Below are 12,710 nucleotides of genomic sequence, written 5' to 3'. Positions count from 1 at the left end.
AATCCCGGGTTACCCCGGCGAGCAAGCGGCGATAGCGGCCTACGTCAATACATCTGCAACGGCAGCACGTCGCCGCCGGGCCCGATCATCACGCCCCAGGTATCGCCGGCGCCGATCTCGATCTGGCTGTTGCGCGCCGGGCCGCCCGCGATTTTCAGTGCATACTGGTATTTGCCTGGCGGCAGATCGATCATCGGAGGCCTTGGCGATTGCGGTCCGCCGGCGCCGGCCGCGATCTTGATCGTCTGCTTGTTGATCGAAACTGTGGCGTCGCTCTTGCCGATATTGCCGAACATCAGTTTGGACTGGCCGGGCTTCGGTACGACGTCGGCCTTGGCGGCTGCGGCCGGATATTTCTGGGCGAGATTGATCGTGGTCTCGCCCTTGCCGCGGCCGAGTTTCAGCGTTGCCGGTCCGTCGGGCGAGGTAAACGCGAGTTGCACCTGATCAGGTTTCACGATGGCGCCTTCCGCCGTCTCCTGCCAGCCGCGTTTGCCGAGTTCGCTGCGGTAGAAAACCAGCACCGAATTGAGCGTGGCGGGAACGCTGGCCTCGAGCTCCCTGCGGAACGGTGCGTCGCTGCCGGGCATCTTTCCGGTTCCGATCGAGCGCATGGTGCGCTTGCCCGGCACCGGCAACGGCGAATCGGGTTCGGCTTCGAGAACCTCGTCGGCGGCCTTGGCGCCCGGTTCACTGGCGCCCGGTTCATTGGAGGCTGAAGCGCCCGCTCCGCCAGCCTTGGCGGCCATTTTTTTGTTCGCCATTACCAGGCCGGCACCGTCGGCGCTGACCTTGACCTTGGGCCCCATCTGCATGGCGGTAAGCGAGAACGCCTTGCCGCCTTTGGAAAAGTCCATCACGACCATGTTGGCCTGATTGATGACCGAAGGCCGCTCCTTCCAGCCCTGCGACTTCAGCGAGCCACGATAGAATGCGGCGATCGCCTTTACGCTGGAGGCGGAATCGAATCCGAGCCTGCCGTCGGCGCCGTCGAATTTTACGTTTTCCGCGTTCTCCGGCACGGGCACCGGCGTCGCGCTGTCGGCCAGCGCGCGCAAGGGCGTATCCGAGAGATTGGCAGCCTGCGCGACCCGACGCGCCTCGTCGGCGGCGATCACCTGCTTGGCCATCGTTGCCGCATCGCTCATGAACTTCTGGTCAGCCTCCTTCTTCGCCCTGGCGCGCGCGGCCAGCGCCGCTTCCGTCATCTGCGTGACGAGACTGACGACGGTCAGATCGTATCGGCGTCCAAGCGTCAGCGTCGCGGATTGCTCGGCGGAGGAGAACCTCAGTGTAACGTTATCAGCCGTGACGACCGCGCCGTTCGTCTCCTCGGTCCAGTTGCGGCTTGCGAGTTCGTGGCGATAGAACGCAAGCGTTGCTGGCAGCTCGGCGATAACGGCAACCTCGATCTGACGGCGGACAGAGTCCGAGCCGCCGGAACTCTTCGCGGTCCTGGTCGGCTTTGGCCGCGGCAGGCCAGCCATCTCGGAATCGGCCTCCAGCGTCTGCGGCAGCGCGAACGGCGCGACCCGGATTTCCACGCCGGTCCTGCCGTCATCGCGACGCAGCAGCGTCAGCATGATCGGTCGCTGCCGGTAGAAGCCATCGCCATCGTCATGGCTGTAATAGGCGCGGACACCGTTCTGGACCGTCTCGGCAAGCTCCGCGTTGGGCCACCGCGCCGTGGCATCGGCGACGGAGAGCGGTTTCCAGCCGATCGCGGCCAGCTCCTTGCGGAAGAAATCGAGCGTCGCGTCGAGCGCGAGCGGCGCGACGCAGCCGAGATAGGGCCGGTTCTGGTCGAACACGATATCGGTCGCATCGAGCGGGAAGGGTACATTCGCGGTGATCCGGTCGGCGGTGTAGGAAACCACCGACTGGTCGGGCCGCCCGAGGCCTTGCGAGAAGGATACGCGAAGCCCCTGCTGAGCCTTCTTGAAAGTCAGGAAGGTGCTCTTCTCGTCGAGGGGGCGGGTATATTGAACCCAGCCATCGGCGGCGAGCAGCTTTTTGGTGGCAGGGCTCGAGAGTGCGACCACGGTCGGAACGCTGTAGCTCATGCTGTAGGATTGCGTGCGCGAGGAATCTTCGACGGCGCCCTCCAGGCGCGGCAGCGCGCGGACGTCCACTATGCCTTTGTCGGCCTTCGCCGCTAGCGGCGCGCCGATAGCGAGCAGGAAGATCAGCGGCAGCAGTCGTTTTCCGGCCGGGACGATCCCGCGCGCGATATCAGGCATTTTCGTCTCCGGTATTTGCCGACGTACTGTCCGCAGGACCGCAATGGCCGCGGCGTCGCTGACGCCATTTCCGAAAACTAGTCGCGCCGGCGCAGGAATAGGTTCAAATCGGGCCTATATGGGGTCAGCCGCGGCGGCTCAGGTACGACGGCTCACCTGACCGGATTCCACATCGAAAATCTCGCCCGTCGCGCCGATATCGACGAAGGCGGCGGGGTCGGCGCCGGTCATCCAGACCTGCGCGCCGAGCTTTGCAAGCTCATCGAACAGCGTCTTGCGCCGGTTGGGATCGAGATGGGCGACGACTTCGTCGAGCAGCAACAGCGGTACGATGCCGGTCATTTCGGCAACCAGCGTGGCGTGGGCCAGCACCAGCCCGATCAGAAGCGCCTTCTGCTCGCCGGTGGAGGCGTCGCGGGCCGGCATGTTTTTGGGCGCGTAGACTACCTGCAGATCGGTGAGGTGGGGGCCGTCCAGCGTCCGGCCGGCCGCGGCGTCGCGTGCGCGACTCGCGCGCAGGATCTCGCGGTAGCGATCCTCCACAGACGTCGCGGACTCATTGACCAGCGCGTTTTCCATCCAGCCGTCGAGCATGATCTGCGCCGACGGAAAGGCGGAAGCTTGCCCGCGTTCGCGCAGCATCGCCGCCAGTCGCGTCACGGTCTGGCCGCGCGTCGCGGCGACGGCTACCGCAAGCTCGGCGGTCTCGCGCTCGATCGCGTCGCACCAATGGTCGTCATAGTTGCGCACTTCGAGCAGCCGGTTGCGCGATCGCAACGAGCGGTCCAGCGCCGAGACGCGGCTGGAATGTTCGCTGTCGATCGCCAGCACCAGCCGGTCGAAGAAGCGCCGCCGTTCCGAAGCTGCGCCGAGGAACAGCCCGTCCATCGCGGGCGTCAGCCACACCATGCGCAGGTGATCGCCGAATGCGGTTGCCGAACTCACCGGCTCGCGGTCGATCCGGCACCGCCGGCTGGTGGAGGCGGCTTCCGCGGCGGGCGCATCGATACCGGTGCCGAGCGTTGCAAGCCCGAGCGCACCCTCGACCTCGGCCGACACCGCCCAGGAGCCGTCGCCCTGGTTGTCGGCGACATCCTCCAGGGTCGCACGCCGCAGGCCACGCCCCGGCGACAGAAACGAGATCGCCTCCAGGCAATTGGTCTTGCCGGCGCCGTTCGGCCCCACCAGCACCACGACATCGCCCCGCGCCTGCACGCTCGCCGCGCGATAGTTGCGGAAGTGCGTGAGTGAGAGGCGGTGAATTCGGGAGGGGGTCATGGCCGGTCGTCATTGCCGAAGAGTCGGAAAAGTGGCGGCAACCTCTGTCGTCATCATCCGCGAAAGCGGATGATCCAGTACGCCGAGCTGCTCGATTTCTTCACTGGCGCCGGCGACTAATGGATACCCGCCTTCGCGGGTATGACAGCTACATTCTTGTCGGGCGCCACCCTCTCCCACAAGGGGAGAGGGGAGGTCAGCGTTCGTTTCGCGCGAAGCCGTCACACCCGCATCGGCATCAGCACGTAGAGCGCGCCTTTATTTTCCTTGTCCTGCACCAGTGTCGGCGAGCCGGGATCGGCGAGACGCAGCACGGCGACTTCGCCTTCGATCTGGGCGGCGATGTCGAGCAGATAGCGCGAGTTGAAGCCGATATCGAGGGCGTCGGAAGCGTATTCGACTTCCAGTTCTTCGGTGGCGCTGCCGGAATCCGGATTGGTCACCGACAGCACCAGCTTGCCCGAAGACAATGCGAGCTTCACGGCACGGCCGCGCTCGCTGGAAATGGTCGAGACGCGGTCGACCGCGGCCTCAAAATCCTTCTTGTCGACGATCAGTTCCTTGTCGTTGTTCTGCGGAATGACGCGGCCGTAATCCGGGAAGGTTCCGTCGATCAGTTTCGAGGTCAGCACGACGTTGCCGAGTGTGAAGCGGATCTTGCCTTGCGAAAGTTCGATTTTGACTTCGGCTTCATTGTCCTCGATCAGCCGCTGCACCTCGCCGACCGTCTTGCGCGGCACGATCACGCCAGGCATGCCGGTGGCGCCGGAGGGCAGCACCAGATCGATCTGCGCCAGCCGATGGCCGTCGGTCGCCACGCCACGTAGCGTCGCGGCCTTGGCGCTGCCGGCCGTGTGCAGATAGATGCCGTTGAGGTAGTAGCGGGTCTCTTCGGTCGAGATCGCAAACTGCGTGCGGTCGATCAGACGTTTGACGTCGGTGGCGGGCAGCGCGAACGAATGCGTCATGTCGCCGGCGGCAAGGTCCGGGAAGTCGCTTTCGGGCAGCGTCTGCAGCGTGAAGCGTGAGCGGCCGGCGCGGATCGCCAGCACCGCACGGTCGCCGTCGGCTTCCAGCACGATCTGCGCGCCGTCGGGCAATTTGCGGACGATGTCGTAAAACATATGCGCCGGCACGGTGGTGGAGCCGCCGGTCGCGGTTTCCGCCGCCAGCGTTTCGGTCACCTCCAGGTCGAGGTCGGTCGCCTTCAGCGACAGCCTGGCGTTTTCGGCGCGGACCAGCACGTTGCCGAGGATCGGGATGGTGTTGCGCCGCTCGACCACGCGGTGGACGTGGCCCAGCGATTTCAGCAGTTGCGCGCGTTCGACGGTGACCTTCATTGCATTATCCGCCAGAGATGGAAAAGCCGGGCGGCCCGTAAAGGCAGCGCCGCGGCATGGAAACCCGAAAAGCCGGATCAGGATCGGATTTGATCAAACCCCCGGGGGGACCGCAAGGTGGCGCGGATGGCCCGCCGGTGCAAGGGAGACGGGACCCCGTTCCCCACTTTTGCGGCGAAAAATGGCGTCAGAAAAAAAATTCTCCCGCCCCACCCAACTCGGGTTTACCCGAGTTGGGCGCCTTATCACTATCGAAGTCGGATAAATCCGACTTCGATAGGATCAGGGGCGGGAGAGGCTGGGAGGAGCCAGTCCTGTTCCTGGTGCCGCTATTCCTGCAATTGCCGCTTCAGCGACTCGACCTCTTCGGACAGCGCGGTGTCCCGGGCGACCAGTGCCTCGATCTTGCGCACGGCGTGCAGCACCGTGGTGTGGTCGCGTCCGCCGAACCGGCGGCCGATCTCGGGCAGCGAACGCAGCGTTAGCGTCTTCGCCAGATACATCGCGACCTGGCGCGGTCGAACCACGTTCGCGGTCCGCCGCGACGACAGCAGGTCCGAACGGCTGACATTGTATTGCCGGGCGACCACCCGCTGGATGTCCTCGATCTTGATCCGCTTCGGTTCCTGCGGACGGATCAGGTCGCGCACCTCGCGCTCGGCCATTTCCAGCGTCACCGGCTGGGCGTTGAGTTTGGAATGGGCGAGCAGGCGGTTGATGGCGCCTTCGAGGTCGCGGCCATTATGGGTGATGGTGCGCGCCAGATAGTCCAGCACCGCCTCCGGCACGTCGAAGCTCGCGTGATGCGCACGTGCAGCCGCCACCCGCGACTTCAGGATTCCGAGCCGCAGTTCTTCGCCGAGCGAACCCATCTCCACGACGAGGCCACCGGCCAGCCGCGAGCGCACGCGATCGTCGAGGCTCTCGAGATCGGACGGCGGACGATCAGCGGCGATCACCACCTGACGGCCGGCATCGATCAGCGCGTTCAGCGTGTGGCAGAACTCCGCCTGCGTCGACTTGCCCTGCAGGAACTGCAGATCGTCAATCACGAGCACGTCGATGCCGCGCAGCGCTTCCTTGAACGCCAGCGCCGTCTGCGTCTTCAGTGCGGCGACGAAGCCGTACATGAATTTCTCGGCGGTGAGATAGAGCACCTTGCGCTCGCTCCCCGAGTTGCCGGCCCACGTCACCGCCTGCAACAGATGGGTTTTGCCAAGGCCGACGCCGGCGTGAATGTAGAGCGGGTTGAACATCACGGGATCGCCGCGGCGTCCTTCGGCGACCTGACGTGCGGCCGCATGCGCCAGCGTGTTGGAGCGGCCGATCACGAAGCTCGCAAAGGTCAGGCGCGGGTCGAGCGGCGAACCGCCGAGCGCATCATGGCTGGCGGATACCGGCGCCGTCGCAGTCGCGCGCAATTCTGGCGCGGGCCGGCCATTGGCCTGCTCGATCCGGCGCTGATCGGCCGGCGCGGTGGTTTCCTTGGCGGGCGCGGCGCAGCGCATCGCGGTGCGCACGGTGAGGTCGATCCGGTGCACTTCCGGCATCTCCGCCTGCCAGCAGGTCAGGACACGGTCCGCATAATGCGCCTGGATCCAGCTCTTGAGGAACCGGGTCGGAACCGAGAGGTGAACGCTTTCGTCCTGCACGGCTTCCAGGTCCATGCGTGCAAACCAGCTCGTATAGACGTCCTCACCCACCGTCGTCCGCAACCGTCCCTTCACGCGCGACCAGCGATCCTGTTCCGTATTTGTCATTGTCTGAGAACTTTTCTGAATGAGTAATGGTGTTTGCGAAATCGGCCGGCGCCTTGCAGGTTTCCTGCCAGGCGTGACCTCGACGCGGAGCTTCAGCCACCACCAGACATAGATCGGGCGTTCGGCGGAATCGCCGTTGCTCAGATCGAAGGCTGGATGGAGTGAGAGGCTACCGCGAGGTCAGCGCGTACTCGCCGGTCTAGCCTGAGTTCGCGTAGGTGGACGACTGAAAACGTCGTTCAGGGATTCAGAAACGGTCTTGATGGAAATAAGTGTGCCGAATGTCGCGTTGATTCCGTAAAGCATAGTACCTCCCCCTCTCGCCACGAGAACGCGCGGCGAGCAATCACATCACCAGTGTTTTCAAAGCCAGTCTGCCGCTACCGAACATCCGCTTGTCCGACCGCTGCGCCGCCGCGTATCTCAGTCTGTCGTCTTCAACACGTTCACGATCTCCGCGTTCCCAAATCGCTGCATCGTCGGCAAGCGTCTTGTCCCCTTGTCGCATTCCCCTTGTCCGGAGCGCGCTGAACGCGAGCGCCACGCCGGGAAATTTAGACACAAAACAACCGCTCTCATATCGCTATGAGTTACCAACTCAGCTTCGCTTGGAAAGCGTCGCTAACGAGCACACCGCCGCCGATTTGCACGTCCGCTCTTGGGTCTCATACCGCGCTGGTCAGGAGAGCCTTGAGCGTCGCGAACGAGTAACAAATACACCAAGCGCGATTTCTGACAATCCGTGATTCGACGACGCGGCCCGACTCTTCGGCTGTGTTGCAACACTGCAATTGCGAAACTCCACACCAAGTTTTTGAATCCGCGCACAGAATCGCGCGGCGCCAACAAGCGTGACAATTTTCGCTGCACTCGCAAAATTTTTTAAGAAACCGTTACAATCGTGGTTACCGGGACCAATTTTCAAAACGCTTGAGCTCGCTATGTGGATAAGTGATTAGCGAGACGTCGTTTTTCGGAATTGTTTTTCAGGGTAACCCTGCGCGGCAGTGGTGCGGGCATAAGCAGCTGACGTCGGATGGTCAGCCGTTGCGCTCACGCTTCTTGCAAATGCTCACAACAACGCTGGTGCAATAAATTGCACCTCGTAAAATTACGGGCGCTAGAAATGTGACACGCAAGCCGGTGATCAGCAACGGGACAATTGAATTGTCACACTCAATCCTTTCGGCGTGAGCCCGGAATGCAACAGCATGCACGTGCGCGGCGAAATGGATTTTCGGGTTTATGCTCGCGCGCGAGCATAACTGAAAAACAAAAGCCCGGCGAGGCCGGGCTTTTGACGAATATCTATTTCTGTCAGTTCACTTCGCGAGCTTGGCGATCGCGTGCGCCAGGCGCGACACCTTCCGGCTCGCATTGTTCTTGTGAATGATGTTGCGCTGCGCGGCTTGCATCAGTTCCGGTTCCGCGTGCTTCATCGCCTTGAGCGCCGCATCGCGATCGCCGCTCTTGATCGCCTCCTCGACGGTGCGAACCGCGCCACGCATCTGGGTGCGGCGCGACTTGTTGACGATGGTGCGGCGGGCAATCTTGCGGGTCGCCTTTTTGGCGGAAGTGGTATTGGCCATGTTCTCAACTATCCTTCGGCTGTCATCGCTCGGGTGGTCGGGCTTGAGCGCGCCGGCCGTTCAAATTGCGTGATCGACGCTGGTTGTGTTTTCCAGGGTGTTCTGACGTAAGCCGTTCTTGAGGATGCCATGGACGGAAGCCAAAATGCCCCCGAGGTCGGCGCTGCTCAAAGAACAGCGGCGGCGGGATTGCGCCCGCCGCCATTGGGGGTCTTATAGAGGGCGCGTTCTGCACCGTCAACGCTTTCCGCCCTCCCCGAAAGGCCGGGAACGGGGCGGAAATGGACGCGTAAGGTGCTGATGAGGTTGAATTTCCGGGGAGCCCCCGGTATTGGCTGACGGCCTTTCGGGGCGACAGATATTAAGGTGACGCATGATCCGCGGTTTTTTCCGGCTAATCGGCCTGCTGCTCCTGGCCGGCGGATTCATTTTCATGGTCTATGACGGCGCCCGTTACGTCGCCGACCAGACCCTGCGGTTCACCCGGTTTGGCCAGTTCTGGAACGACGTCCATCAGTCCAGCCAGCTTGGGTTCCGGACCTCGGTCGAGGGTACCGTACCCTGGCTCTGGAATAGCGTGATCAAGGTCCTCCTGGATCAGCCAGTTTTTGCCGTGCTGGGCGTGGTCGGCATTCTGCTCATGATCCTGTTCCGGCCCCGCAAGCCATTGATCGGCTATTCGCGGGACTGACCCAACAGCCGCTCTCGGGGCGCGGCGTAACGGGGCTGCGGTATCCGGCGTAAAGACATATATAGAGGCCCGGCCGGCCGACGCCGTTGTCGCGCCCGCCGATGTCTCCTGCCTGGAGGTATTCCATGTTGTTCATGCGCAAGACCACCGCGTTGCCAAGCGCAGCCGAAGCGCTGCCGGGCCGTGCCAGCCCGATACCAACCGCCACCACGCATTTCGTCAACGGCCGCAAGCTGCAGCCGCCCTATCCAGCGGGCCTCGAGCAGGCGGTGTTTGGCCTCGGCTGCTTCTGGGGCGCAGAGCGCAAGTTCTGGGAACTCGGTGACGGCATCCATGCGACCGCCGTCGGCTACGCCGGCGGACATACGCCCAATCCGACCTATGAAGAGGTCTGTTCGGGCCGCACTGGTCATACCGAAGTGGTGCTGATCGTGTTCGATCTGAAGAAGGTCTCCTACGAGCAGCTCCTGAAGACGTTCTGGGAAAATCACATCCCGACGCAGGGCATGCGCCAGGGCAACGATGTCGGCACTCAGTATCGCTCGGCGATCTACACCTTTGGCGATGCGCAGCGCCAGGCCGCCGATGCGTCGAAGGCAACGTACCAGAAGGCGCTGGCGGCGAAGGGTCTCGGCGCCATCACCACCGAGATCGCGCCATCGGCTGAATTCTATTTCGCCGAGGACTATCATCAGCAATATCTCGCCAAGAACCCGGCGGGCTATTGCGGCTTGGGCGGCACCGGCGTGTCGTGCCCGATCGGCGTCGGCGTGACTGCCTGATCGGCTGCCTTCTTGCTCCCTCGCCCTCAGCAAGCGCGGGGCGAGGGAGTCCCGATCTCCCGTGTCGCGTGCAAAAAACCCTTTGTTAACCATACTCGGTGCAAGACTAGAGCTGTCTCGCTTTAAGGGATGGCCTAGGTGCGGGTTGTGCGCGCGTTTCGATTACCGATCACTGCGATCATCACCGCGCTCGCTCTGTCGGGCTGCATGCGCACGACCGGGCCGGTTGCGGTCGCGCCGCAAGGCGATCTCGATTCAATGGCCTACGGCCAGACCAACGGCCCACCGCCGCAGGCGGTCGCGTCCAGCGGCGGCGCCATCGGCGCGCTTCGCGCTGCCTTCGCCGCGGCACCACACGCAGCACCGCCGCCCGTCGTCGTTGCCGCGCCCGTGGCCTATGTCGAACCCGTGCGGGCGCGATACGACGCGGCCTATCATCTCGATGCCGGCGACAGGCTGCGCGTCGTTGTCTACGGCCAGGAAGGTCTGACCAACACCTACGCGATCGACGCCGGCGGCTCGATCACGATGCCGCTGATCGGTTCGGTGCCGGCGCGCGGCCGCACCACGGCCGGACTGGCGGCGGAGATATCCGCGAAGCTGCGTCGCGGCTTCATCAGGGAGCCGTCGGTCGCCGTGGAGATCGAAGCGTATCGGCCGTTCTTCATTCTCGGCGAAGTCGCAGCACCCGGGCAATATCCCTACGTGCCCAACATGACGGTGGAGAGCGCGGTGGCGATCGCCGGCGGCTTCTCGCCACGCGCCCGCCGCGATAGCGTCACAGTCACCCACACCAATGGCTCGGGAACGGCACGCTTCGTCGTTCCGCCCGGCAGCCCGATCAGTCCCGGCGACACCGTGCTCGTCAGCGAGCGCTGGTTCTAGCGCGCGACGCAGTTTCATCGAATCGTCATCTCGATCCGGCCCTTTTCCTGCGCATGATCGCCAGCCAAATGCCGCGCGCTTGACCTGCGGCAAATTCGCCGTCCATGTCGCGTGCGGCGTTTCGCGCCATATTGCAGGATCAATCTGCAGATTGGTCTAACTTGCAGTGGCAGAGGTGTGGCTTCGCACGTGTCTGGAAGTTCCGTTGACGCCCTGCATCGGTGTCGGTTGCGATAAATTGGCGCTATGCGCTGACCGCATTCGAAACCATGTTCCAAGTTGCGCTGCAGCGATGTAGAGAAATGCATCGTTTAAATCGAGGCGCGCCGGTTTGTCGGTTGAGTGCCTGCAATCCGGAGTATGACCATGAACTATCATTTGCCGGTCAGCGTGGTGCGCGCGGCGACCGCGGCAGCATTGCTTGCTTCCATCGCCGTGACGGCTCTGTGTGCCTCTTCGCATCAGGCATCGGCGGCGGATCCCTATCCGAGCCGGCGCATCACCTTCGTCGTGCCCTATCCCGCGGGCGGCGCCACCGACGTCCTCGCCCGTTTGCTCGCCAACAAATTGCAGGAGTCGTGGAAGCAGACCGTCCTTGTCGAGAACAAGTCGGGCGGCGGCGGCGTAGTCGGTAACGACAACGTGGCCAAGGCGCAGCCCGATGGCTACACCGTGCTGATCGCTATTACCCAGATCATTCAGGCGCCGAGCCTTGTTGGGAAACTGCCCTACGATGTCTTCAAGGATCTCGCCCCTGTCACCCAGATCGCGCTGTCGACCATCGTTCTGACGGTCCCCGAGCAGCAACCGATCAAGTCCGTCAAGGAACTGGTCGACTATGCCAAGGCGAACCCCGGCAAGCCTTACGGCACCTTCGGCAATGCGACGACGTCGCATCTCTACGGCGAACTCCTCAAGAAGGTCGCCGATGTCGACATGACCCACGTCCCCTATCGCGGCTCGGCCCCGCTGACGAACGATCTGCTCGCCAACACGGTGAACTCGGCCTTCGTCGACCTGACCACGGCGAGCCCGCAAATCAAGGCGGGCAAGCTCAGGCCGCTGGCGGTTGGCGGCGAGAAGCGCAGGAAGGCGTTGCCGGACGTGCCGACGATGGTCGAACTCGGTTACCCCGGTTTTGAGATCGAAGGCTGGCTCGGCGTGTTCGTGCCCGCCGCAACGCCCAAGGAGATTGTGAACAAGCTTTCGGACGAACTCGCCCGCATCATTGCCTCGCCCGAGGGCGTCGCCGGAATCGAGACGCTCAGCCTCGTGCCGGTGGGTGGATCGGCGGAAACGTTCGAGAAGGTGCTGCGCCGCGACTACGAGAAATGGGCCGATGTCGTGAAGGCAACCGGCGTCAAGGGCGAGTGAGGTCCCTGCTTTGTCATTCCGGGTTCGCGCTATCGCGCGCCCCGGAATGACGACAGATCATCACTTCAGATGCTTGGCGAAAAACGCCAGGCTGCGCGGCCAGGCGATGTCGGCGCTGGCCTTGTCGTAGCTTGCGCGCTCGTCGCAGTGAAACCCGTGCTGCGCGCCGGGATAGATATGGACCTCGACCTCGGGCCGCTTGGCCTTGATGGTTTCGACGTCGGTCAGCGGAATGCCCGCATCCTTTTCGCCGAAATGCAGTTGCGTCGGCACTTTCGGTTTGTCGTCGGCAAAGCGGACGACGGCGCCGCCGTAATAGCCGATCGCGGCCGACAGCCCCGACAGTTTGGTCGCCGCCGCATAGGCGATGCTGCCCCCTAGGCAGAAGCCGATGATACCGACCGGGCCGACATCCTTCACAGCATCGATCGCGGCCTCTGTATCGCGCAGCATCGCGGCCCAATCGGGATTGGCGACGAACTTCCGTGCGTTGGTCACTTCGTCAGGCGAATAGCCACTGGTGAAATCCGGTTCGATGCGATCGAAGATCGACGGCGCGATCGCGACATAGCCTTCGCCCGCCAGCCGGTCGCACACCGAGCGGATGTGGTGATTAACGCCAAAGATCTCCTGGATCACCACGATGGCCGCCTTCGGCTGACCTGCGGGATCGGCGCGATAGCCGCCCAGTTTGAAACCGTCCGAAGCCGTCAGCTTGATATCCTGTCCCACGGGTCATCCATTTGCGTTTGAGTTGCACGAAGTCGCTTG

11 protein-coding genes are annotated in these 12,710 nt (G+C 63.3%); 4 read left to right on the top strand and 7 right to left on the bottom strand.

Going from position 1 to position 12,710, the window contains the following annotated elements; genetic code table 11:
- Positions 1-44 precede the first annotated feature (44 nt).
- The 6 genes from KIP88_RS34135 to rpsT form a co-directional block, all read right to left on the bottom strand.
- Complete coding sequence (locus tag KIP88_RS34135; RefSeq protein ID WP_214492532.1) at positions 45-2,240, bottom strand: hypothetical protein; 2,196 nt, start codon at positions 2,238-2,240, stop codon at positions 45-47.
- Positions 2,241-2,378: 138 nt separating this feature from the next.
- A complete protein-coding gene (gene recF, locus KIP88_RS34130) occupies positions 2,379-3,518 on the bottom strand; it encodes a DNA replication/repair protein RecF (RefSeq protein ID WP_214492531.1) in 1,140 nt (379 codons plus the stop codon).
- 221 nt (positions 3,519-3,739) lie between these two features.
- Positions 3,740-4,858, bottom strand: a complete 1,119-nt coding sequence (gene dnaN, locus KIP88_RS34125; protein WP_214492530.1) for a DNA polymerase III subunit beta — start codon at positions 4,856-4,858, stop codon at positions 3,740-3,742.
- Between the two features lie 329 nt (positions 4,859-5,187).
- Positions 5,188-6,618 (bottom strand): chromosomal replication initiator protein DnaA, encoded by a 1,431-nt coding sequence (dnaA, locus tag KIP88_RS34120; protein WP_214492529.1) that lies wholly within the window; start codon positions 6,616-6,618, stop codon positions 5,188-5,190.
- A gap of 346 nt (positions 6,619-6,964) precedes the next feature.
- A complete protein-coding gene (locus tag KIP88_RS34115; protein WP_214492528.1) occupies positions 6,965-7,126 on the bottom strand; it encodes a hypothetical protein in 162 nt (53 codons plus the stop codon).
- An 814-nt stretch (positions 7,127-7,940) separates the two neighbouring features.
- Complete coding sequence (gene rpsT / locus KIP88_RS34110) at positions 7,941-8,207, bottom strand: 30S ribosomal protein S20 (RefSeq protein WP_214492527.1); 267 nt, start codon at positions 8,205-8,207, stop codon at positions 7,941-7,943.
- A 373-nt stretch (positions 8,208-8,580) separates the two neighbouring features.
- Between rpsT and KIP88_RS34105 the strand changes: the two genes are divergently transcribed.
- From KIP88_RS34105 to KIP88_RS34090, 4 genes are all read left to right on the top strand, one after another.
- Positions 8,581-8,898: a hypothetical protein gene (locus KIP88_RS34105; protein WP_214492526.1), complete on the top strand. Its 318-nt coding sequence runs from the start codon at positions 8,581-8,583 to the stop codon at positions 8,896-8,898.
- Positions 8,899-9,023: 125 nt separating this feature from the next.
- Positions 9,024-9,680: a peptide-methionine (S)-S-oxide reductase MsrA gene (msrA, locus tag KIP88_RS34100; RefSeq protein ID WP_214492525.1), complete on the top strand. Its 657-nt coding sequence runs from the start codon at positions 9,024-9,026 to the stop codon at positions 9,678-9,680.
- 147 nt (positions 9,681-9,827) lie between these two features.
- A complete protein-coding gene (locus tag KIP88_RS34095) occupies positions 9,828-10,565 on the top strand; it encodes a polysaccharide biosynthesis/export family protein (protein ID WP_308163700.1) in 738 nt (245 codons plus the stop codon).
- Positions 10,566-10,931: 366 nt separating this feature from the next.
- Positions 10,932-11,939: a tripartite tricarboxylate transporter substrate binding protein gene (locus KIP88_RS34090; RefSeq protein ID WP_214492524.1), complete on the top strand. Its 1,008-nt coding sequence runs from the start codon at positions 10,932-10,934 to the stop codon at positions 11,937-11,939.
- Between the two features lie 60 nt (positions 11,940-11,999).
- Here KIP88_RS34090 and KIP88_RS34085 read toward each other — a convergent pair whose 3' ends face one another.
- Entirely contained in the window at positions 12,000-12,671 is a 672-nt protein-coding gene (locus KIP88_RS34085) for a dienelactone hydrolase family protein (RefSeq protein WP_214492523.1), read from the bottom strand.
- Positions 12,672-12,710: the final 39 nt, after the last annotated feature.

It is taken from the genome of Bradyrhizobium sp. SRL28 (assembly GCF_018596315.1).
Classification (GTDB): Bacteria; Pseudomonadota; Alphaproteobacteria; order Rhizobiales; family Xanthobacteraceae; genus Bradyrhizobium.
The sequence above is the reverse complement of the archived record's forward strand: the minus strand, read 5'-3'. Positions and strand labels throughout refer to the sequence as shown.